The 21,944-nt window shown below is 64.4% G+C and carries 23 protein-coding genes and 1 pseudogene; 3 read left to right on the plus strand and 21 right to left on the minus strand.

The annotated features are described in order from the left end of the window. Nucleotides 1-82: 82 nt before the first annotated feature. From QUW25_RS01570 to hemW, 3 genes and pseudogenes are all read right to left on the minus strand, one after another. Nucleotides 83-721: pseudogene (locus QUW25_RS01570) on the minus strand (FAD-dependent oxidoreductase). A gap of 149 nt (nucleotides 722-870) precedes the next feature. Then, complete coding sequence (locus tag QUW25_RS01575) at nucleotides 871-1,068, minus strand: hypothetical protein (protein WP_289510486.1); 198 nt, start codon at nucleotides 1,066-1,068, stop codon at nucleotides 871-873. Between the two features lie 168 nt (nucleotides 1,069-1,236). Further along, a complete protein-coding gene (hemW, locus tag QUW25_RS01580; protein WP_289510487.1) occupies nucleotides 1,237-2,460 on the minus strand; it encodes a radical SAM family heme chaperone HemW in 1,224 nt (407 codons plus the stop codon). A 93-nt stretch (nucleotides 2,461-2,553) separates the two neighbouring features. Between hemW and QUW25_RS01585 the strand changes: the two genes are divergently transcribed. Together QUW25_RS01585 and QUW25_RS01590 are read left to right on the plus strand one after the other, a co-directional pair. Beyond that, nucleotides 2,554-4,068, plus strand: coding sequence for a DUF2142 domain-containing protein (locus QUW25_RS01585; RefSeq protein WP_289510488.1), 1,515 nt, complete (start codon nucleotides 2,554-2,556; stop codon nucleotides 4,066-4,068). A gap of 45 nt (nucleotides 4,069-4,113) precedes the next feature. Beyond that, complete coding sequence (locus QUW25_RS01590; protein ID WP_289510489.1) at nucleotides 4,114-5,055, plus strand: glycosyltransferase family 2 protein; 942 nt, start codon at nucleotides 4,114-4,116, stop codon at nucleotides 5,053-5,055. Nucleotides 5,056-5,064: 9 nt separating this feature from the next. On the opposite strand, the gene QUW25_RS01595 is transcribed toward QUW25_RS01590, so the two are convergent. Then, on the minus strand, nucleotides 5,065-6,090 hold the full coding sequence (locus QUW25_RS01595) for a tRNA dihydrouridine synthase (RefSeq protein WP_289510490.1): 1,026 nt from the start codon (nucleotides 6,088-6,090) through the stop codon (nucleotides 5,065-5,067). Beyond that, nucleotides 6,087-7,898, minus strand: coding sequence for a translation elongation factor 4 (gene lepA, locus QUW25_RS01600; protein WP_289510491.1), 1,812 nt, complete (start codon nucleotides 7,896-7,898; stop codon nucleotides 6,087-6,089). Before lepA ends, QUW25_RS01595 begins: the two co-directional genes overlap by 4 nt. 110 nt (nucleotides 7,899-8,008) lie before the next feature. Between lepA and rpsT the strand changes: the two genes are divergently transcribed. Further along, the gene (gene rpsT / locus QUW25_RS01605; protein WP_072371079.1) at nucleotides 8,009-8,272 is read left to right on the plus strand and encodes a 30S ribosomal protein S20; all 264 of its coding nucleotides are present in this window, start codon (nucleotides 8,009-8,011) and stop codon (nucleotides 8,270-8,272) included. A gap of 58 nt (nucleotides 8,273-8,330) precedes the next feature. On the opposite strand, the gene holA is transcribed toward rpsT, so the two are convergent. The 16 genes from holA to QUW25_RS01685 all read right to left on the minus strand — a co-directional run bounded on the left by holA (nucleotide 8,331) and on the right by QUW25_RS01685 (nucleotide 21,943). Further along, nucleotides 8,331-9,314, minus strand: coding sequence for a DNA polymerase III subunit delta (gene holA, locus QUW25_RS01610; RefSeq protein ID WP_289510492.1), 984 nt, complete (start codon nucleotides 9,312-9,314; stop codon nucleotides 8,331-8,333). A gap of 39 nt (nucleotides 9,315-9,353) precedes the next feature. Continuing rightward, nucleotides 9,354-9,659, minus strand: coding sequence for a type II toxin-antitoxin system RelE/ParE family toxin (locus QUW25_RS01615; RefSeq protein WP_289510493.1), 306 nt, complete (start codon nucleotides 9,657-9,659; stop codon nucleotides 9,354-9,356). Then, a complete protein-coding gene (locus QUW25_RS01620; RefSeq protein ID WP_289510494.1) occupies nucleotides 9,649-9,918 on the minus strand; it encodes a type II toxin-antitoxin system prevent-host-death family antitoxin in 270 nt (89 codons plus the stop codon). The genes QUW25_RS01615 and QUW25_RS01620 overlap by 11 nt, the downstream gene beginning before the upstream one ends. A 44-nt stretch (nucleotides 9,919-9,962) precedes the next feature. Next, nucleotides 9,963-12,299 carry a ComEC/Rec2 family competence protein gene (locus QUW25_RS01625; RefSeq protein ID WP_289510495.1) on the minus strand — a complete coding sequence of 779 codons (2,337 nt, stop codon included), beginning with the start codon at nucleotides 12,297-12,299 and terminating at the stop codon, nucleotides 9,963-9,965. Next, nucleotides 12,292-12,879: a ComEA family DNA-binding protein gene (locus tag QUW25_RS01630; protein WP_289510496.1), complete on the minus strand. Its 588-nt coding sequence runs from the start codon at nucleotides 12,877-12,879 to the stop codon at nucleotides 12,292-12,294. The genes QUW25_RS01625 and QUW25_RS01630 overlap by 8 nt, the downstream gene beginning before the upstream one ends. Before the next feature lie 283 nt (nucleotides 12,880-13,162). Continuing rightward, nucleotides 13,163-14,410 (minus strand): tRNA uracil 4-sulfurtransferase ThiI, encoded by a 1,248-nt coding sequence (thiI, locus tag QUW25_RS01635; protein ID WP_289510497.1) that lies wholly within the window; start codon nucleotides 14,408-14,410, stop codon nucleotides 13,163-13,165. A gap of 8 nt (nucleotides 14,411-14,418) precedes the next feature. After that, entirely contained in the window at nucleotides 14,419-14,703 is a 285-nt protein-coding gene (locus QUW25_RS01640; protein WP_289510498.1) for a DNA-directed RNA polymerase subunit omega, read from the minus strand. 1 nt (nucleotide 14,704) lies between these two features. Beyond that, a complete protein-coding gene (gmk, locus tag QUW25_RS01645; RefSeq protein ID WP_289510499.1) occupies nucleotides 14,705-15,286 on the minus strand; it encodes a guanylate kinase in 582 nt (193 codons plus the stop codon). A gap of 1 nt (nucleotide 15,287) precedes the next feature. After that, on the minus strand, nucleotides 15,288-15,596 hold the full coding sequence (gene mihF / locus QUW25_RS01650; protein WP_072371109.1) for an integration host factor, actinobacterial type: 309 nt from the start codon (nucleotides 15,594-15,596) through the stop codon (nucleotides 15,288-15,290). A gap of 183 nt (nucleotides 15,597-15,779) precedes the next feature. Then, the gene (gene pyrF, locus QUW25_RS01655; protein ID WP_289510500.1) at nucleotides 15,780-16,502 is read right to left on the minus strand and encodes an orotidine-5'-phosphate decarboxylase; all 723 of its coding nucleotides are present in this window, start codon (nucleotides 16,500-16,502) and stop codon (nucleotides 15,780-15,782) included. Continuing rightward, the gene (locus tag QUW25_RS01660; RefSeq protein ID WP_289510501.1) at nucleotides 16,496-17,425 is read right to left on the minus strand and encodes a dihydroorotate dehydrogenase; all 930 of its coding nucleotides are present in this window, start codon (nucleotides 17,423-17,425) and stop codon (nucleotides 16,496-16,498) included. Before QUW25_RS01660 ends, pyrF begins: the two co-directional genes overlap by 7 nt. Next, nucleotides 17,425-18,213 (minus strand): dihydroorotate dehydrogenase electron transfer subunit, encoded by a 789-nt coding sequence (locus tag QUW25_RS01665; RefSeq protein ID WP_289510502.1) that lies wholly within the window; start codon nucleotides 18,211-18,213, stop codon nucleotides 17,425-17,427. The genes QUW25_RS01660 and QUW25_RS01665 overlap by 1 nt, the downstream gene beginning before the upstream one ends. Continuing rightward, on the minus strand, nucleotides 18,210-19,523 hold the full coding sequence (locus tag QUW25_RS01670; protein ID WP_289510503.1) for a dihydroorotase: 1,314 nt from the start codon (nucleotides 19,521-19,523) through the stop codon (nucleotides 18,210-18,212). Before QUW25_RS01670 ends, QUW25_RS01665 begins: the two co-directional genes overlap by 4 nt. Next, complete coding sequence (locus QUW25_RS01675) at nucleotides 19,507-20,442, minus strand: aspartate carbamoyltransferase catalytic subunit (RefSeq protein ID WP_289510504.1); 936 nt, start codon at nucleotides 20,440-20,442, stop codon at nucleotides 19,507-19,509. The genes QUW25_RS01670 and QUW25_RS01675 overlap by 17 nt, the downstream gene beginning before the upstream one ends. A 21-nt stretch (nucleotides 20,443-20,463) precedes the next feature. Beyond that, nucleotides 20,464-21,015: a bifunctional pyr operon transcriptional regulator/uracil phosphoribosyltransferase PyrR gene (pyrR, locus tag QUW25_RS01680; protein ID WP_289510505.1), complete on the minus strand. Its 552-nt coding sequence runs from the start codon at nucleotides 21,013-21,015 to the stop codon at nucleotides 20,464-20,466. A gap of 175 nt (nucleotides 21,016-21,190) precedes the next feature. Further along, nucleotides 21,191-21,943: an ABC transporter ATP-binding protein gene (locus QUW25_RS01685; RefSeq protein WP_289510506.1), complete on the minus strand. Its 753-nt coding sequence runs from the start codon at nucleotides 21,941-21,943 to the stop codon at nucleotides 21,191-21,193. Nucleotide 21,944: the final 1 nt, after the last annotated feature.

The raw sequence follows: 21,944 nt of genomic DNA on the forward strand, positions 1-21,944 counted from the left end.
GGGCCCCCCTCCCGGGCCCCGGCCGCACCGGACCGGCCCGGGCCCCGTGATTCAATTGGGGACAGACCCCTTTTGGATCACCCTACAGGGCGTTGGCGGCGGCGTAGGCGGTTCGGATGGCGCTCGCGATGTCGGCGGTGCGCTCACCGGAGCAGTCGCCCACGTACGTGACGGGCGCGGTGATGCCGCTCGCGTCAAACGGCACGGCGCGCGAGCCCACGGCCATAACGACGGCATCGCACGGGATCGTCACGGCCTCCTCGCCGCAGACGGCCACGACGGCTCCCTCGGTGATGGCGGTGACGCGCGTGTTCACGTGCTGCCTCACGCCCTTCTCGGCAAACTCGGCCATGATCGTGGGCAGGGTGGTGCCGGACTCGCCGGAGGCAATCGTGTCGAGCATCTCCACGATGGTGACCTAGAAGCCCCGGGCGAGGAGGTACTCCGCGGTCTCGGATCCCACGAGGCCGCCGCCGATGACGGCGACCTTGCCCTCGGGCTCCGCCGTACCGGCGAGCACGTCCCACGCGGAGAAGACGTTTGCGCCATCGGTGCCCGGCACCGGAAGGAACACGTTCTCGGCACCCACGGCAACGATGACGGCGTCAAAGGCGTTGAGCTCGTCGGTCGTGGGCTGGTGGCCAAGCTTCACCGCAACGCCGAGCGTGGGCAGCGCGGCCTGCGCCTTCTGGCCCTCCATGGCGGCCATGCGCGAGGTCATGATGAGCCTGCCCACGCCCGGGACGTCGTACTCGGGGTGGAAGAGTTGAAGTGCGAGCTTGGCGCCGTGGGCGTGGACGGCGTCGGCGAGCGCGGCAAAGCTCGAGATCTGCGAGTCGTCGCAGAGCTTGGGCGTAGGGCTCGCGGCGTTCACGGGCGCAACGTCGCCAAGTTGCCTGACGATGTAGGAGACGCCGCCCTTGGCAAGCGCTCGTAGAACGCGAGGCTGCGCGGGCCAATGGAGCTGTCGCGCTCCTCGTAGCCCGTCGTGAGCGGCGGGAACATGATGTGGTTCTTGAGGGTGAGGTTGCAGACCTTAATCGGCTCGAGCAGCTTTGACGTTGCCATGGGTCTTCCTCTCCAGAGCGGCCGCGGGCTTGCGGGGACGCATTCCGACGATTACGGCCGCAAAAGCGTCGGCAAGGGTCCCCACTTGCGTTAGTGGGGACGCGCGCCGACAGTTCCGGAGGAAATAGTGTCGGCAAGGGTCCCCGCTCAACCGAGGGTGCGGCGGGTCTAGCAGCGTGCCGTCGCAACCTCGCTGGGGGCGAGGTCCCAAAGCGCGCCGTAAAGCTCATTTCCAAGGAGCCAGCCACGCTGGGTGGGAGCAAGCCTCCCTCCCCTCTCGGCAAGAAGCCCGCTCGCGAGAAGCCCCTCAATCGTGCCGTCAAGCCTCCCCCCAAAGAGCGCTCGGGCACGAGAGACAAGCTCTGGATCCAGCCCCTCGACAAGACGTGCCCCGAGCATGAGGTCCTCGGCGACGGCCTGGGGCTCTGACAAGAACTCAAGCGAGAAGGACAGGGTCGAGAGTCGCGAGTCCTCCACAAGGGCACGGCGATCTGACGCCACGGTAAGTCGGGCTCGGACGCTCTCCCGGGGCGGAAGCGGAAGCTGAGGCGCCACGACCCTCAGCCTCAAGTACTCATCTAGGCTGAGCATTCCCGAGGCCCCCGTGCCAAGGCCGAGATACGAGACGCCCGTCCAATAGGCCTTGTTGTGGCAACACGCCTTACCTGGAACGCTGTAGCTCGCGACTTCGTAGCGAGAATAACCGTGACCCTCAAGCGTCACCTGAGCCTGAGTCATTCTCGCCGCCTGCACCTCGTCATCGTTCCAGGCGCACGCGTCATCAGCGTAGCGGGCCTCGAGCGCGGTGCCCTCCTCGATCTGCAGCGGATACACACTCACGTGCCCGACGCCCAGCGAAGCCACGTCCTCAAGCGTGCGTGCCCAGCTCTCGTCCGTCTGCCCTGGCGTGGCGCACATGAGGTCCACGGAGACATCAAGACCCGACGCCACGGCGGCGCGGACGCGCACTCGCGCGCAGGTGGCGTCGTGCAGGCGCCCAAGCTCAGCAAGCTCACCGTCATCAAGGCTTTGAACGCCGATGGAGAGCCTCGTCGCTCCCGCCTCGCGCAGGGAAAGAAGAACGCCGTCGTCAAGAGAGTCCGGGTTTGCCTCACAGGTGAGCTCGTCCATCTCCGGCGCAACCTTTCGGACGGCAGAAACAAGCGCCCCGAGGGCCTTCTCGCCCAGAAGGGATGGCGTTCCCCCGCCAATGTATGCGGTCTTGCAGTCCGCGAGAAGCCCAAGAGAAGCAACCTCGTCGAGCTGAGAGAGAAGGGTGCGCGCGTACCGCGTCATGAGCGGGTCATTTGCGGCGGTGGCCCATGAGGCAAAGTCGCAGTATGCGCACTTCCTGGCGCAGAACGGCACATGTAGGTAGAGGGCTCCCGCCATCGTTTTTGCACCCCTCACTGAGCAGGCGTACACTCGCACTCACGTAAGGACGATACAATAGCTCATGTGAAACCGCGTAAAGGATGGAGCTTGATGATAGAAAACGCACCCGCGCGCTCGGGGCGCCACTTGGACGCCGGTGCGCTTGGGCCCACCTTCCAGGGTCCTGCCCTGCCGCGTCCGGCTCAGCCACATTGCGTGTTTCTTATCCTGTGGCTGATTGCGGCGACCACCATTGCCATCATGGTCCCGCTCGGCGCTGGATTTGACGAGACCATGCACATCGCGCGCGTAAGCCAGCTCGCACACGGCGTCATCCTGCCCCAGGAGGTCTCTTACGACGACATTGACCCCTCTGCGGCTGCGCAGCCCCCGACCGACGAGTACGCCCTGTACGGAGGATCAGAGGATGCGGCTCTGCAGGAGCTTGCCAAGGCGGGCAATGTGAGTTTTCAGACTGCCGACCTCGCAAACGACCCCTATGCCTTCCCTTGGTGGACCGACGCTCGCTTCTCAGGTGCGGGTGAGGTGGGATACGCTGATATAACTTGGGCTTTCCCCAACACTGCCATCAACTCCCCCCTTGCCTACCTTCCCTACGTGGTGGGCTTTCTCGCGAGCTCGCTCCTTACGCAGAGCCCCGTGATCATCGGAATCGTTACGCGGCTCTGCGGAATACTCTTCTTTGGCGCAGCCATTGCTCTGGCCATCCGCCTTGCTCCAGCTGGGAAGTGGGCCATCGCTGCTGTGGCGCTCACGCCCCTCTCCCTGCTCGACCATTCATTTGTCACGGCGGACATGATGACCTTTGCCGCCGCGACGCTCTTTGTCGTGGGCGTCATGCGCCTGGCGACACGGCCTTCTCCCTCGCGAGCAGACTGGGGTCTTGTGGCGGCTTCCGGCTGTGTCGTCGCGCTTGCCAAGCTCACCTACCTTCCCCTCGGGCTCATTCTCTTTCTCGTCCCCGCCCTGCGTAAGGACCTGCGCGACCGGAGCACGTGGTCGCGAATCGCGCTCGTCTGCATTGCGGCGCTCTCGCTCTTTGCCCTGTGGTACATCCAGATCAAGGACGTCAACACCGGCGCAATGTGGTCTGACGCGGTTGATCCCGCCGCCCAGGGCGCCTTTGTCCTCTCCAACCCGCTGCGCTATCTCTATCTCTTTGTGTGTCAGCTCTTCTCGACCGACTGCTTCGCGCTCGAGGCCCCCTTTACGGTCATGTACCCCTCATGGCTGACCGTTCTCGTCTACGTTGCGGCGCTGTACGCGGATTCCCGCTCGCTCTCGGCGCTCTGCACTCCTTCCTTGGGCAGAGGCCGCGTCGTCGTCTCCGGGCTTCTTGCTGGCGTGTGGTTGCTCGTGGGCTTCCTCATATCGCTTGCCCTCTACCTGCAGTTTACTCCGGTTGGAAGCCTGGAGGTCGCCGGGGTGCAGAGCCGCTACTACCTGCCGCTCATTGTGCCCGCGCTCGGCGCGCTCATGGTTGCGCTCGTTCCAGGCGGCAGGCCGCGGGAGGAGGGGCCGTCCCGCGCGGACGTCGGTACCGCGGTGCTTCTCGTCGTGATGGTCCTGCTCACGCTCGTGGGGACCTTTATTAAGATGTATTAGGTGATTGGGTGCGCGGAGACGCCCCACGCCCCTTAGGAGGGACGCATGGAGACATATCAATCGGTGGCGGTGCTCATTCCCTGCTACAACGAGGCGCTGACCATCGGCAAGGTTGTCGATGACTTTATGGCTGCGCTTCCCGGCGCCACCGTCTATGTCTACGACAACAACTCCACGGATGGCACGGCCGCCATAGCCCTTGAGCATGGCGCTCGGGTGAAGCGGGAGTCCCGCCAGGGCAAGGGCAACGTGGTGCGCCAGATGCTGAGGGACATCGATGCAGAGTACTACCTGCTCGTTGACGGCGATGACACGTATCCCGCCGAGGCGGCCCCGCTCCTCATTGACCCGCTCGCAAACGATGAGGCCGACACCGTGGTTGGCGACCGTATCTCCAACGGCACCTACGGCGAGGAGAACACGCGGGCCTTTCACGGGTTTGGGAACAACCTGGTAAGAGGCCTGGTCAATCTCCTTTACGGCTTTCGGTACAACGACATCATGACGGGCTACCGCTCGTTCAACCGCGTGTTTGCCAAGACGCTCCCCGTGCTGTCAACGGGCTTTCAGATTGAGACCGAGATCTCCATCCATGCGGCCGACAAGCGCTGGAGAATCAAGCAGGTTCCCATTGAGTATCGCGACCGCCCTGCGGGATCGGTCTCCAAGCTCAACACGTTCTCGGACGGCGTCAGGGTGCTCGGGATGATCTTCTCGCTCTTCAAGGACTACAAGCCCCTCGGCTTCTTCTCGCTGCTCGCGGTCATCTCAATGGCCGTCGGATTGGTCCTGGGCATACCTGTGGTGATTGAGTTTGCCGAGACGGGCCTTGTCGAGCGCATGCCCACCGCCATCATGGCGGTCGCGTTCTGTGGGCTGGGAGCCCTCCTGCTCGTATGCGGCCTCATCCTCGACACGGTGGTCAAGGGTCACAGACGAGACTGGGAGCTTAGGGTTACCGAGGAGTACGCCAAGCAGCGACGATAAGCAACTGCCTCAGCATGTCCATTCTGTACCGGGTGCATTTTGGACATTTTGGACGCTGGCGCGGACGGAAGCGGCAACGGCGAGAAACTCCTCGGCTGTGACGCAGCTCATGGCAGCGTTTCTCCAGCACGCGGCGTCGGGCATCCCCTTGAAGTACCAGCCAGCAAGGCTGCGGGCACGTTTGAGATGGGCACCGGTGGCCTCGAGCAGGCGCACGTGGCACTCAAAGGCAGCAATCCTCTCGGCTGCCGTGGGCTCGTGACCCGAGAAGACCCACGGGTTGCCATACGTCCCCCGTGCCACCATCACGGCCGAGGCGCCAGTCTGCGAAAGAGCTCGCTGCGCGGCATCGTGGGAGAGGATGTCACCTGAGGCTATGACGGGCACGCTCACGGCATCGGCAACGCGGTCGATGACGCCCCAGTCCGCCTCGCCGTGATACATCTGCGTGGCAAAGCGTCCGTGCACGGCGATGGCACACGCCCCGGCATCCTCCATGGCGCGCGCAAACTCGGGCGCTACCTCCTGGCCCATGTAGCGACCACGACGAATCTTGACGGTCACGCGCGCGTCCGGCGCGCCCTCGCGGCATGCGCGCACGATCTTGGCCGCGAGCTCGGGGTCCTCGAGCAGCGCGGACCCCTCCCCCTTCTTGGTGACCTTGGGCACGGGACACGCCATGTTGATGTCAAGAAGCGCGAGCCGCTCGCCCAGGCGCTCGGAAACGCGCTGCGCCGACTCGCGGAAGAGCTCCGGCTTGGAGCCGAAGAGCTGCACGGCAATGTCGGGCTCCGCGGGATCCGGGTCAACGAGCCCCCAGCTCTTCTCGCCATAGTGAAGACCGGCACACGAGACCATCTCCGAGTAGGCCAGCGCCGCCCCGCCCGCGCGCGCCATGAGGCGGTACGCAGCGTCGGAGACGCCCGCCATGGGGGCCATGAGCAGCTTGCCAGAAAACTTGCCGCCCCAGGGAGAAAGGTCAGAGGAGAGCGCGGCGTCGGCGGCAAACTCGGACAGGACCTCGGCGGCCGTCACTGGTCGTCCACCTTGAGGACGGCGAGAAACGCCTCCTGCGGCACCTCAACCGAGCCGATCTGCTTCATGCGCTTCTTGCCCTCCTTCTGCTTCTCGAGAAGCTTGCGCTTGCGAGAGATGTCTCCGCCGTAGCACTTTGCCAAGACGTCCTTGCGCACGGCCTTGACAGTGCTTCTCGCGATGATCTTGTTGCCGATGGCACCCTGGATGGGCACCTCGAACTGCTGACGCGGGATGATCTCCTTGAGCTTGTCGCAGAGCCCGCGCGCAAGCGTATAGGCCTTGTCGCGGTGCACGATGAAGCTGAGGGCGTCCACCTCGTCGCCGGAGAGCAGGATGTCGAGCTTCACGAGGTCGCTCGTGCGGTAGTCGGAGAACTCGTAGTCCAGGCTCGCGTAGCCCTTGGTGCGGCTCTTGAGCTGGTCAAAGAAGTCGAGGATGAGCTCGGCGAGCGGGATGTCAAAGTGCATCTCCACGGACTTCTCGGTGAGGTAGATCATGTCCTGCGTGATGCCTCGGTGCTCGATGGCAAGCTGCATGACCGCGCCCGTGTACTCGGGCGGCACGATGACCTTGGCCTTGAGGTAGGGTTCCTCAATATGGTCGATGCGCGTGACGTCGGGAAGGTCCTGGGGGCTGCGAACCTCGATCATCTCGCCGTCGGTCTTGTAGACGTGATAGTCTACCGAGGGCGAGGTGGCTATGAGCGAGAGCGAGAACTCGCGCTCCAGGCGCTCCTTGACGACCTCCATGTGGAGCAGGCCCAAAAAGCCCACGCGGAAGCCAAAGCCCAGGGCCACCGAAGTCTCGGGGCTCCACGTAAGGGACGGGTCGTTCACGCGAAGCTTCTCAAGGGCGTCGCGGAGGTTCTCGTAGTCCTTGTTGTCCACCGGGAAGATGCCGGTGTAGACCATGGGCTTTGCCTCGCGATAGCCCGGGAGCGCCTCCGCGCACGGGCGGTCGCGGTACGTGAGCGTGTCGCCCACGCGCACGGCGTCGGGGTCCTTGAGGCCCGTGACGACAAAGCCGACCTCGCCCACGCCCAGCTCGTCCACGAGCTGCTCGGCCGGGCGCTTGACGCCCACGCCGTCAACGAGGAAGCCCTCGCCGGCCTGCATCATGAAGAGCTGGTCGCCCTTGCGGATGTGGCCATCGAAGACGCGCACCGTGGCCACGACGCCACGGTACTCGTCGAAGTAGGAATCCAGGATGAGAGCTTTGAGCGGGGCGTCATAGTCCCCCTTCGGCGGAGAGACGAGGAGCACGATCGCCTCGAGAAGGTCATGGATGCCCTCGCCCGTCTTACCGGAGACGCACACGGCGTCATCCGCGGGAATGGCAAGGTCCTCCTCGATCTCCTCCTTGACCTCGTCAGGTTGCGCGCTCGGAAGGTCAATCTTGTTGATTGCCGGCACGATGTCTAGGTTGGCGTTCATCGCAAGGTTGGCGTTGGAGACGGTCTGGGCCTCCACGCCCTGCGTGGCATCAACCACCAGAACCGCACCCTCGCACGCGGCAAGGCTGCGAGAGACCTCGTAGGTGAAGTCAACGTGGCCAGGCGTGTCAATGAGGTTGAACTGATAGGTCTCCCCGTCGTCGGCGTCGTAGGTCACGCGCACCGCGTTGGACTTGATCGTGATGCCGCGCTCGCGCTCGATGTCCATCGTGTCGAGCAGCTGGGCCTCCATGTCGCGCTCCTCCACCGTGTGGGTGAGCTCGAGAATGCGGTCCGAGATGGTCGACTTGCCGTGGTCGATGTGCGCAACGATCGAGAAGTTGCGAATATGTGAGGTATCGTTAGTAGACATGTGGTGAATGATAGCGAACTCCGAGCCGACATGCTATACTCGCTGATTGTTGACCTCGCCGTGTCTCAGCACAGAGGCCTCAGATAAGTAAGAACCGAAAGGAACTGCACGTGGCTAACATCAAGTCTCAGAAGAAGCGCATCATCACCGCTGAGAAGGCGCGTCAGCGCAACCGCGCGGTCCGCTCCGAGCTCAAGACCGCTGTCAAGAAGGTTCGCGTCGCCGTCGAGGCCGGCGACGCCGCCGCTGCCCAGGATGCCGCCAACAAGGCGAGCCGCCTGCTCGACAAGGCTGCCTCCAAGGGCATCATCCACAAGAACCAGGCCGCTCAGCGTAAGAGCGGCGTCCAGAAGCTCGTGAACACCATCAAGTAGCTTCTCTCCTCATCGATCGTGAGACGTGGGTCCGGGGTGCTGCCCGGGCCCACGTTTTTTATGTGGGTAGACGGTGGCCCTTGGAGACCCCGCAGATGCGCGCAATGAGGCGCACCATGACCGTTTCCTCTTCCTGGCCGCTCTTGAGCGCACGCTCGGCCTCGGCACAAAGGCCGAGAAGACCCTCGAGCTCGCCCTCGGAAAACGAGCGCGCCCAACGGGCGTGGTTTCTTACCTGCCAGTCCTGCTTCTTCAGCTCTGTGGCGAGGGCGTGACCCTGCCCGCGCGCCTCGAGCGAGCGCGCGCAGACGAGCTCGCGAAGCCTGCCCACGATGAGCGAGAGCAAGCCAAGGGAGGAGCCGTCGAGCAGGCGATACAGTGCCAGGGCGCGGTGCGCGTCGCGCCCGGAGAGCCGGTCGAGAAACTCCCAGGGCTTGACCTCCGCCACGCGCGCCACGTTCTTCTCGACAAAGGGCCTGGTGATTGTTCCGGTGCTGCCAAGGAGCACCGCGAGCGTGGCAATCTGCGTGTCGAGCATCGTCGTGGACTCTCCCACGCGGGCGACGAGCTCGGTTGCCGCGTCGGATGCGATTGAGACCCCATGCGTCTGGGCGAGCTTCTGAACGTAGGGAGGCAGGTCCCTTCCCTTCTTGGCGGCGCACTCGATCACCGACTTGGGCCCCACCTTGGCGACCGCCTTGTAGAGTCGCGTCGTCTTTGCGAGCGTCGTCGCAACGAGCGCGAGCGTGCAGCTCTCGTTGGGGTTACCGAGATACTCGACGATGGCCTCGGAAACGGCCTTGGGGAGCTTCTCGGCATTCTCGATGACCACCACGCGGCGGTCGCCCCCCATGGGTAGCGTGTTGAGTGAGGCGAGCACGCCCACCGGCTCGAGGTCACCGGAAGCCACCAACTCCTCTAGGTTAAACGCGGAGAAGGGGCCGTCCACGCGTGCCTTGAGGCGCGTGACGGCCTGCTTGCGCTTGAGCTCGTCCGGCCCGACGATGAGGTACGCCGGGAGCAGCGCGGGCTTGTCTGCCATGAGGCTCCTTCCTTGCCACCTGAACGGCAGCGTAGGCGTTTAGAGCAGGCGCGCGTAGTCCTGCTTTGAGTGAAAGATGCGAGCGATCTCGACCGATTCCCCGCTCAAGCGATAGAGCAGAACGTAGCTGAGAAGGACCGCCTTGCGATACCCCTCCTCTGCGGCTCGCCCCTCCGTTGCACGGGGATACATTTCCAGTGCTCGCGAGAGGTTTTCCACGACGTTGTCGAGAGCATCGAGAAAGCGCGTGGCGGCGCCACGGTTCCCAAGCGTCACCAGACAGTAGGCTACGATCTTATCCTTGTCCCGCTCGGCGGGCTCAGTAAAGGTGACGTCATAGGCCATAGCGATCACGTGTCCTCTTGATCGAATCCCTGGCATCTACCACACGACCGTCACGAGAGGCCTCCTCGGCTTCGTCAAGAAGACGGTAGAGCTCGGCTCGGGCGCGCTCCATGCGCATCGCGTCAAGGAGCTCGATGGACATCGCGGCAAAGGCCTCGCGCCCGTTGCGCGTCACGATGACGGGCTCGGGCGACTCCTCGACGATCCTCGCAAACTCCGTGGTGTTCTTGATCTCCTTGATGGGTATGCACCTTGGCATTTCACACCCCCTTTGGGCCATGATTATGGCCCCTAGTGTAGCACTCAAAGCTCCTCCCCTCCTTGGCAGGTCACAACAGGCCCGGCCTCACCAGGCTCCACGGTGACGTCTCCCACGTCCTTGGTGCAGAGAAACACTGACCCAGCCTCCTCGAGCACCTCGACGCACACTGGATCTGGGTGACCGTAGGCGTTGCCCTCCCCCGCACTTGCCACGCTCACCTCGGGTCGGAGCGTCCGTGCGAGATCGGACGTGAGGGAGGCCTCGGACCCATGATGGCCAACCTTGAGGAAGTCGATATCACCCACGTCCCCGCGCACAACAGCGGCCCCGATCTCATCGCGCTCGGCATCCGCCGCAAGCAGCCCCGCGAGATGCCGGCTCCCCTGAGTGTAATCAAGGGAGAGCACGAGCGAGCCCTCGTTGCCCTCCCCTCCCGCGGGCTCAACGGGCGACACTGCCCGCAGCGCAAAGTCACCCACAATGATGCGGTCTCCGTAGCTCAACTCCTCGATTCGCGTGCCCTCACCCAGCTGCGAGGCGTCCGTGCCCTCAGGAACAACGACCATTCCCACACTCACGACGCCCTGCACGCCGTCAAGTCCCCCCGCATGGTCCGCATGCAGGTGCGTGAGCACCACGGCGTCGAGGTGAAAGACGTTATTCCTCGCGAGCGCCTCAACAACGGCCTCACCGGGCCCCGTGTCAACAAGCACGGACGCCGCACCGTCTGTGATGAGAATCGCATCACCCTGCCCCACGTCAAGCACGCGCACGCAGGGCGGGGCAAGGAAGCGCCACCTCACAACGTGTGCCCCACCAAAGATCAGGAGAAGGCCGAGCAGGCACAGGATCGCCCGTCTCGTGACGCGGGGCCACCACAGTAGCAGCGCCACCACAGCCGCTCCCAGCACAAGAAGACCCAGGCTCTCGTCCACGCTCACGGCAACGCAGGCCAAGGGAAGCCGTGCCAGACCGCGAACCACCATCATGAGCACGCTGCCTATGGCGTCGCAGCCCACAAGCAGCAATGCCTGCGCAGGAGGAAACCATAAGAGTCCGGCGCATACGAGCCCCAGGGCAAGAAGCGCCGAGAAGAGCGGGGCGAGAAGGACGTTTGCCAGGGGCGCGATGAGTGAGAGCTGGGAGAAGGTCGAGCAGATGAGCGGGAGCGTGACTGCCTGAGAGACAAGCGTGAGTGCCAGCACCTCGCGTGCGTCCTCTTCGATTCTTCGCAGCGCCACAAAGAGCATCCCGTGAGTTCGCATTCCAACACCGGGAACGCACACGCGCACGACATAGCGGGCGTAGCCCCCGAGCGCGCAGATGCCGCAGACGCACATGACCGAGAGCAGGTAGCCAAGTTGACCCGTCACCCCCGGGTTCACCAGTGCCATTGCAAGGGCAACTGCGCATACGGAGGAGAGCGGATGCGAGCGCCGACGGGCTGCTCGCGAAAGCTCCGCCACAAGGGACATTGCCCATGACCTCACCGCCGATGGCGGGGCCCCACAATAGACCACAAAAGAGCCGGTGATGATGAGAAGCGCCACCACCCGAAGGGGCACGGGAAGTCGCGCCCGATCAAGGGCCCAGCCCGCGAGTGCCGTGACGAGCACGAGGTGCCCACCAGAAACTGCCACAAGGTGAGAGACGCCGCATGCGGCAAAGAGCTCGCTCAGGCCCCGCTCCGCCATGGCGACGGTTGAGCCGCAGATCGTTCCGGCAAGCAGGGCCCGTGCGTCGGATGAGGAGGGCTCAAGGCGTGCGAGCGTCTCCTCGCGAAGGTCGAGCACCATACCCCACAGCCCATCCGCTGCCCGTCGCTCAAGGACGCTCACCGCCCGCACGGTACCCGCAAGCCCCTGGGCGCGCGATGACGCTCCCCACTCGTTGTCATCGTTTTCCGAGAAGCGCCCCACGACCCTCAGCGTTGTGCCAACGCGATGCCGCTCGTCAGATACGAGCCATACAGAGCCGGCGCTCCGTCCATCCCAGAGCGCGCTTGCCCTGCCCCTCCACCCGGAGGACCCCTTGCTCATGTCAGCATCCAGGAGAAACTCCCATGAGGAGACCGACGAGGCTCCCAAGCCTTGCGCAAGCGATGCCTGTTGCGCAAGCTCGAGGGAGCAGGCGCCAAGCGAGCAGGCAAGGGCGGCAAAAACGGGCAACACGAGCGTCAGAAGTCCGTCTCTACGCAGGGCGTGGACTGCAAAGACGCAAAGCGTGCCCAAACCAACGACAACGACCGCCCCAACACGTATCATCCGCAGGTCCGGACCGTTCCAGAGCACCATGCGCATGCAGCTCAGCGCGGCGAGAAGAGCCCAAAAGAGGGGCGGCAGCATCGGTCGTTCCGGGCGCTCGAGGGGCTCAGACACAGATCATCGCCTCAAGCCTGGCAAACTTCTTCTCCCCAATGCCCGATACGCGCATGAGGTCCTCGGGTGCGGTGAAGGGGCCGTTTGCCTCACGGTCCTCGACAATTGCCCGCGCCGTTGACTCCCCCACCCCCGGCAGCTCGTCAAGCGTCGCGACGTCTGCAGTGTTGATGTTGATGGGAGCGGAGTCGTTTGACTCAGTCCCTCCCGTAGAGGAGGCGGAAGAGGCCACGGCCTCATCCTCGGATGGTACGTGAATCTTCTCGCCGTCCGAAAGACTCGCGGCAAGGTTTATTGAAGCGGTATTGGCGTCATCACGCAGTCCGCCGGCGGCAAGAACGGCGTCGTTGACCCTGGAGCCCTCCGCGAGCTCGTAGACGCCCGGCGCGCCCACGGCGCCGTCCACGTGCACGAGAAGCGTTGCGGGGGCTTCCCGAGCGACCTCATCTTCTTCTGGGTCGACCGTCGTGTCCTCGTTCGTCTCGTTCGGAATCGTATCGGTTGACTGCTCGACGATCACGGGCTCGGCGCGCTCGATGAGCGAGCCACCGCCACGAGAGAGTACGACGGCAAGTGTCACAGCAACGACCGCGAGCGCCGCAACAACGCCTGCGGTCCACCGACCCTTGATCCCAAACTTCCTGAGTAGCCTTGCCCGATTCCTCTGCCTCTCTTGCGCCATATGACCACCCCCTCACTAGCGTGGAGGAAGTCAAAGGTGGCGGAATCAAGAATCACAAGATGCGGGTCGGGAAGCTTCCCCCTATCTGCCGCACAGCTCTCAAAAAAGAGATACGCCCTCGATTATGGGGGCGCATCTCATAAGGTCTCAAATGAGGTGCCGGTCGCTCGCGGAGCGTAGCCTACCGCTCGGCCCCAGAGAAGGGCTGGAGCTCGCGATGGTGCTCCCGAAGCGTCCCCTTGGGGGCGTGATAGGAGGGGCACTGCGAGAAGTCCCTCCACTCGACGTTCTCCACGAGGTCGCTCACCATCCCCTCATGGTCAAAGCTCTCCCAGGCCTCGAGAACCTGGTCCATACGGGCATGGGTCTCGGGTCGACGGGGCATGAAGAGGGTGCAGCAGTCAGGGGCAGTCTGACAGGAGATGTCGTAGGTCCCAATCTCCTCGGCACGACGAATGATCTCCTGCTTGTCGGAGCCGATGAGCGGACGGAGCACTGGGATGGTCACGACCTCATTGACGGCAGCGATGTTGTCGAGCGTCTGAGACGCCACCTGGCCGAGCGACTCTCCGGTCACGAGGGCCTTGGCACCCTCTAGCCGCGCGATGCGCTCGGAAACCTGCATCATGACGCGGCGGTACATGATGATGCGAAGGCTCTGCGGAACGGCAAGCGAGATCTCGCGCTGCCGCTCGCCAAAGGGCACCACGTAGAGGCGCCCGACAATGCCTGCGGGAGCCAGCGCGTCTACAACGTCCTGACAGAGCCACTCGCTCGTGTCGGAGGTCATGGGGCGTCCCGAGAAGTGCACCGGGACGCAGATGGCGCCACGGCGCCCCACCATCCACGTGGCGACGGGAGAGTCAAAGCCACTCGAGAGCAGGGTGACGACCTTGCCGGCCGTACCCACGGGAAGTCCGCCCACGCCCGGCGCCGAGGCGGCATAGACATAGGTGCTTCCCTGAACCACATGCACCACGACCGTGAAGTCGGGATGATGCACGTCCACCTTCTTGTCGGGGAACGCCTCGCAGAGGGCGGCGCCCACAAGACGGTTCATGTCGAGGCTGTGCAGCTCGTAGGTTGTTGAGGAGCGACGCGCGTGCACCTTGAACGAGGAAAACTCCCCTGCCTCACCGAGCGCCTGGATGGCGGCGGTCACGTACTCGCGGTCGTCGAGGCCACACTTGTAGGCAAGCGAGACGCGCGCCACACCGGGCACGCGACGTATGGCGGCTGCAAGCTCCTCAGTTGCGCGGTGATCTGCGGTCTCCACAACAAGGTGCCCCGAGACGCGGCCGACATGAGAGATGTCAAACACGGACAGGGCACGATGAAGGTTCGTAACGAGCTGATTCTCAAACGTCGCGCGGTTCTTGCCCTTGAGGCCAATCTCGTGATAGTGAACGAGACAGAGTCTTTCGGTCATGCGCGCGCCTAGAGAACGATGGTGTTGGCACCCTTGATGTCCTCGTCAAACTCCTCCTTGACGAAGCTCAGGGTGTCGTCCTCGATCTCCTGCATGGCAATGGAGACGGGGTCCTTGCCAGAGGCGACGGTGGTGATGTCGTCAAAGTCCTGGATGGCGGTCACGCGAAGGTGCTGGCCGCGAACCATGTTGTTGATGTCGCAGGCGCGCTTGGACGCGATCGAGCAGAGCAGGAAGGGGTTGTGCTCGGTCTTGTCGAGCAGCGTGTCGATCTCGGGCTTGATAACGGACATGTTACTGGTGACCTCCGTCGTAGTTCTCGTATCGTTCAATCACATTCTGAAGCTCGACGCACGCTCGTTCAAGGTCATCATTAACAATGCGCACGTCATAGCGGTCGGCATAGGCCATCTCGCCACGGGCGTTGGCAAGGCGCGTCTCGATGGATGCCTCGTCCTCGGTGCCGCGGCCGCGAAGCCTGCGCTCAAGCTCCTCGGAGCTCGGGGGCTCGATGAAGACGAGAACCGCATCGTGGATGGCCTGACGGACGTTGATGCCGCCCTGCACGTCAATCTCGAGAACGACGGAGCGGCCCTCCGAGATGACGCGTTCGACCTCCTGCCTGAGCGTTCCGTAGCGGTGCTCGTGGACCCATGCCCACTCAAGAAAGTCCCCGGCATCAACGTGGCGCTGGAACTCCTCATCGCTCATGAAGTAATAGGACGTTCCGTCAATCTCACCGGGACGCGGGGAGCGCGTCGTGGCAGAGACCGTCAGTCCCAGGCAGGAAACACGCTCGCGCACGAGTGCAACGAGCGTGCCCTTACCTACGCCTGACGGTCCAGAGACGACGAAAATCCGAGCTCGTCTAGCCAACTTACTTGGAGAGAGCCTCGACGAGCTGCTCGCGCTGACGGGCGCCGAGGCCCTTGACGCGACGGGTGGCGGAGATGCCAAGCTCGTCCATGATCTTGGCGGCCTTGGCCTTGCCGTAGCCAGGAAGGGACTCGATGAGGGTGGAGACCTTCATGCGGCTGGCGATGGGGTCATCGGAGTCGAGGACGTCCTCGAGGGTGACCTTGCCGCTCTTGATCTTCTCGCGAAGCTCGGCGCGCTCGTGACGGGCCTGGGCGGCCTTCTCGAGGGCGGCCTTGCGCTGCTCGTCGGTAAGCTGGGGTAGAGCCATGTGTTCCTCCAAACATCGTATAGAGCCAATGAGCCGCCCAACGCCGTGGGCAAACTCGCATCAACATACTATGCCCTTTGAGCTTTGGTTTTGCAATACCTCTCTACCAAAAGTGCAGCTCACGGGGACAATACTCCACAAACGCAGCGCACTATGACAAATGCGCACGTCAGAGGGGCAATGTTACGCCATGATCTCGGCGCAGATGGCGTCAAACGCGGCCACCGGGTCGTCGGCTCCCGTGATGGGGCGGCCGATGACGAGCTTGGACGCGCCGGCGGCAAGCGATGCGGCAGGGGTCGCGATGCGCTTCTGGTCGCCCACCTCGGCGCCGGCGGGACGGACGCCCGGCGTCACGATGAGGGCATCGGGGCCAAGAAGCGCGCGCATCTCGGCAGCCTCCTGCGGCGAGCACACGATGCCATCCGAGCCAGAGCCGTAGGCCAGGCTCGCAAGACGAGCGACCTCCTCGGCGACGGGGGACTCGACGCCGATCTCGGCCAGGGCGGCCTGGTCCATGCTCGTGAGGACGGAGATGGCAACCAGGCGGGTGCGGTCTCCGCCACGCTGCTCGGCCGCCTCCTCGGCGCCCTTGCGGGCCGCGGCGATCATCGCGGAGGAGCCCAGGCCGTGGATGGAGAGGATGTCGGCGCCCGTGAGGGAGGCAGCGCGGACGGCGCCCTGCACCTGGAACGGGATGTCGTGCACCTTGAGGTCAAGGAAGACGCGCAGGCCGCGCTCGCGCATCGCGTCCACGATGGCGGGACCCTCGGCAAAGAAGAGCGTCATGCCCACCTTGACCCACGTTGCCTTGCCGGAGAGCATGTCGGCAAGCTCAAAGGCGCGCTCCTTCGAGCAGTCGAGGGCAATGATGACCTTGTCGCTTGCCTGTTCGTACGTCAGCATTCGAAGGCTCCAATCAGTTCGTTGACATCAGATGCGCCCTGCTCGGCCACCCAGGCGGCAAGTCCGTCCACAATGTCGGCGGCGCAGGTGGGGTTGTAGAAGTTTGCGGTTCCCACCGTAACGGAAGTGGCGCCGGCGAGAATCATCTCGGCGGCGTCCTGCCAGCTGGCAATGCCGCCCATGCCGTTGATGGGAATCCTGACGGCCTGCGCCGCCTCCCAGACCATGCGCACGGCGATCGCGTGGATGGCAGGGCCAGAGACCCCTCCGGTGGGCTTGGAGAGGCGGCTCCTGCGGGTGCGCACGTCAATGGACATGCCGTTGATGGTGTTGATGAGCGAGAGGGCGTCCGCCCCCTCGGCCTCGCAGGCGCGCGCGATCTCAGGAACGCGCACGGGTGCCATCTTCACGAGAAGCGGTCGCTGGACGCGCGGGCGCACCGCGCGAACGACCTCGGCAGCGCTCTCGGGCGTGCCGCCCACAAGGGCGCCTCCGCGGGCGATGTTTGGGCACGAGATGTTCATCTCGACGCCGCTCGCCCAGGGACAGTGCTCCTCGATGAGCTCCACGGCGGCGACGTACTCCTCGACGGAGTGGCCGGCGGCCTGCACGATGACGCGGCAGCCGCGGCCCTCAAGACCGGCGAGATACTCGCCGTACTGCTCGACCATGCCCACAACGCCAGGGTTGGCAAGGCCGACAGTGTTCATCATGCCGGACGGAACCTCGCACATGCGAGGCGCGGGGTTGCCGGTCCAGGGCTCGGCGGAGCAGCCCTTGAGGGTGATCGCGCCAAGCCGAGAGACATCGTAGAAGCTCTCGAAGACCGAGCCAAAGGCAAAGGTGCCCGAGGCGGTGTTCACCGGGTTCTGCATGCGCACGCCGCCGAGGTTGACGGCCATGCTCACGTTCTTCTCGCCCATTACCACGCCACCTCCTCGGCATCGAAGACGGGGCCGTCCTTGCAGCAGGACTTGTAGGTCCCATCGGCCATGGCCACGTTGCACGTGCCGCAGGCACCAAAGCCGCAGCACATCATGCGCTCCATGGAGACCCTGCAGGAAACGCCTGCCTCGCGGCAGAGGCGCGCCACGCCGGCCATCATGACCTCGGGCCCGCAGGTGTAGACCACGTCGTAGGTATTGCTGTCGAGAAGCTCGGAGAGGGCGTCGGTCGTGAACCCCTTGCGCCCGGCCGTGCCGTCGTCCGTCGTCACCGCAACGGTTTTAGCCCCAAGCCCCTGGAGCACCTCGGCACCCCAGAGCTTGCCGGCCGTCTGCGCGCCCACCACGGCATCAAAGGCCACGCCGGCGTGCTCGAGCATGCGAGCGCAGGCAACGACGGGCGTGACGCCCACGCCGCCCGCAACGACACAGGCGCGACGAGCGCCCTCGACAAGCGGCCAGGGGTTTCCGCAGGGTCCGACGGCGGTTGAGGACTCCCCTACCGCCATCGCGGAGAGGCGACGCGTGCCGTCACCCACCACGGCATAGACGATCTCGACCGTGCCGGCCTGCGCGTCCGCATGCGAGAAGGACAGCGGGATGCGCAGGATCTGGCTCGCGTCACCGGGAACGTGGATGTTCACGAACTGACCGGCCTCAAGGGAGGCGGCAAGCTCGGGAGACGAGAGCACAATCCTCATGAGCCCTTCGGCGACGGGCTCGTTTGAGACCACGGTGAAGTCGTGGACCGACGTGGTGGCACTCATCGAAGGACCCTCTTGACCGGGGTCACAACGCCGTTGGTGAGCGTGTGGCGACCGGCAACAAAGACCTCGGTGGCGCAGCCGGTAAGGGACTTGCCGAGCCACGCGGAGTTCTTGGAGCGGCTCTGGAGCCAGTCCTCGGTGACCGTCACCTCGGCGGTGGGATCGATGAGCGTGAGGTCGGCGGTGCAGCCCTCCTCGATGCGAATCTCGGGGAGGCGCAGGCAGCGACGTGGGTTCACGGCCATGACCTCAACGAGGCGCGACCAGCTCATCGTGCCGGGAAGCACGAGGTTGGTGAGCATGAGCGGCAGCGACGTCTCGAGGCCCACGATGCCAAAGAAGGCGATCTCCCACTCGCAGTCCTTCTCGTGCGGGGCGTGCGGGGCGTGGTCGGTCACAATGCAGTCGATCGAGCCGTCGAGAATGCCCTCGCGCAGCGCGGCGGCATCAGATGCGCTGCGCAGCGGCGGGTTCATCTTGAGGTTGGTGTCGTAGGCATCGGTGATGTCGTCCTCGCACAGGAACAGGTGGTGCGGGGTGACCTCGCAGGTCACGGGCAGTCCCTCGGCCTTGGCGGCGCGGACGAGCTCGAGGCTCTTCTCGGTGGAGATGTGGGCGATGTGCAGGGCACAGCCGGTCATGCGGCAGAGCTCGATGTCACGATAGATCTCGAGCTCCTCTCCCAGGGCGGGCCAGCCGAACATGCCGAGGCGCGTGGAGGCGCGGCCCTCGTTGATGACACCGTGCGTGGTGAGCGACTCGATCTCGCAGTGCGCGGAGACAACCTTGTCGAACTGCGAGACGTACTCCATGCAGGTGCGCATCATGCCGGCGCTCTGGACGCCGTGGCCGTCATCGGAGAAGGCGACCGCACCCTCCATGACCATGTCGCCGATCTCCGCGAGGGTCTGGCCCTTCTCCCCCACCGTGAGGGCGCCGATCGGGCGAATGTGGCAAAGGCCCGCGTGACGGGAGCGGTCGATCTGGTAGCGGACCTCGGCGCCCGTGTCGGTCACCGGGTCGGTGTTGGGCATGGTGGCAACGTCGGTGAAGCCGCCGTGGGTTGCCGCGCGGGCGCCGGTCTCGATGGTCTCCTTGTACTCAAAGCCGGGATCACGGAAGTGCACGTGCATGTCCACGAGGCCGGGAACGAGGTACTTGCCGGTGGCATCGATGACCTCGGCGTCGGCGGGCGGCTCGATGCACGTGCTCACGCACGCGATCTTGTCGCCGTCAACGAGCACGTCGCGAACGTCGTCAAGGCCCACCTGCGGGTCGACGACGTGGGCTCCCTTAAGCAGATACGCCATTGTTCTCTCCTCCCAGAAGCAGGTACATCTCGGCCATGCGCGTGAGAACGCCGGCGTTCACCTGGTCAAGAATGCGCGAGCGCGCGCAGTCGGCAACGTCCGCGTTGATCTCCATGCCGCGGTTCATGGGGCCGGGGTGGCAGATGATGGCCTCGGGCTTCATCTTGTCCACACGGCTCATGTCGAGGCCCCAGAGACGGTTGTACTCGCGGCGGGACGGGATGGCCGCGCCCTCCATGCGCTCGAGCTGGACGCGCAGCATGTAGATGACGTCCATCTCGGGGATCACGGAGTCAAAGTCGGCGGTCTGCGGCACGCCGTAGTAGTCCGGGTCGTCAACCTGGAAGGTGGGCGGGCCCACGAGGGTGACGTCGGCGCCCATGGTCTTGAGGGCGGGCACGAGGCTGCCGCACACGCGGCTGTGGCTGAGGTCGCCCACGATGGCGACCTTGAGGCCGTCGAGGTGGCCGAAGTTCTCTCGGATGGTGTAGAGGTCGAGCATCGCCTGCGTGGGGTGCTGGTGCTTGCCGTCGCCGGCGTTAATGACGATGGCGTCGGTGTGCTCGGTGATCTTCTGCGGCGTACCGGCGAGCTTGGCGCGGCAGATGAACATGTCGACGTTCATGGCGTCAATGGTCTCGATGGTGTCGGCGAGGCTCTCACCCTTCACGACCGAGGACGTGGCGCCGCCCATGGAGAGGGAGTCGGCGGAGAGGCGCTTCTCGGCGAGCTCGAAGGAGCTCTTGGTGCGGGTGGAGGGCTCGAGGAAGAGGTTCACGATCGTGCGGCCGCGCAGGGCGGGAACCTTCTTGATGGCGCGGTTGTTTACCTCGGAGAACGAGCGGGCCGTGTCGAGGATCTGCGTGATGTCGTCGGCAGTGAGGCTCGTCGTGTCGATCAGGTGCTTGACGGAAAGCATGTGGTTGGCACCTCCTGTGCTCTAGTCGGTGGGCTTGGTCCAGATCTCGACGGAGTTGACGTCGTCGTACGGGGCAATGGTCACGCGCACGTCCTCGCCGTGCGAGGAGGGGACGTTCTTGCCCACGTAGTCCGCGCGGATGGGGAGCTCGCGATGGCCGCGATCGATCATGACGGCAAGCTGGACCGTCTTGGGACGACCGAGGTCGATGAGGGCGTCGAGCGCGGCGCGAATGGTCCGGCCGGTGTAGAGGACGTCGTCAACGAGAATGATGTCGCGCTTGTCGACGTCAAAGGGGATGTCGGTGCCAAACTCGACGGGGGCGATCTTGCGACTCACGTCGTCGCGGTAGAAGCTCACGTCGAGCGTGCCCACGGGCGGGCGGGTGCCCTCGATCTTCTCGATCTCATCGGCGAGCAGCGGCGCGATGGCGGCGCCGCGGCGAACGATGCCGACAAGCGCAATGCCCTCGGCTCCCTCGTTCTTCTCGATGATCTCATGGGCGATGCGGGTGAGCGCGCGGCTCATGGCCTGCTCGTCCATAATCTGGGCCTTGAGCTTGGCCTGTTCCATGGGACTCCCTTCTCACAAAATGACGCCCTGCCGGCAAAGCCGACACGAGCGTCAAGATAAGGCTATGAGAAGCGTCCCGAGGGACCTGACCTTGCTGGCGTCTCGCACCGGCTTAAAGAATCCATCCCACTGTACGACAATCCGGCCGGAAGAACAAGACGAAAGAGAGCGGGGCCTAGCTAAACTGCTCGCTATAGGCCGCGAGGACCTCCGCCGCCGGGCCGTCCATGCGCTGGACGCCCTTCTCGATCCAGATGGCTCGCTGGCAGATGCGCTCGACCTGCTCCATGGAGTGGGAGACAAAGAGAACGGTCACGTTGCCGGACTCAATGAAGTGCTTGATGCGCTGCTCGCACTTCTCCTGGAAGAAGACGTCGCCCACCGAGAGAGTCTCGTCGACGATGAGGACGTCGGGCTCGGTCACCGTTGCAATGGCAAAGGCGATGCGCGCGACCATGCCGGAGGAGTAGTTCTTGAGCGGCATGTCCATGAAGTCCTGGAGCTCGGCAAAGTCGATGATGTCCTGAAGGTGGCCGTCGACGAACTCGCGCGAGTAGCCGAGCAGCGACCCGTTGAGGTAGATGTTCTCGCGCGCCGTGAGCTCGGGGTCAAAGCCGGCGCCCAGCTCGATCAGCGGCGCGATGTTGCCGCGGACCGTGATGGTGCCCTCGGAGGGCTCCAGGACGCCGGCGATGCACTTGAGCATCGTGGATTTGCCGGAACCGTTGGTGCCCACCAGGCCAACGACCTCGCCGCGGCGCACCTTAAAGCTCACGTGGTCAAGCGCGCGAAACTCCTTGAAGAAGAGCTCGTGCCTCATGATCTTGATGAAGTACTCCTTGAGGTTGTTGAGCTGCTCGCTGGCGATGTTGAAGATCATCGAGACGTCGTTGACCTCGATGGCGTACTCGGAGGTGGTGTCTGCCATG

Origin of the sequence: Thermophilibacter provencensis (assembly GCF_030372065.1) — a bacterium.
GTDB classification, from domain to species: Bacteria; Actinomycetota; Coriobacteriia; order Coriobacteriales; family Atopobiaceae; genus Thermophilibacter; species Thermophilibacter provencensis_A.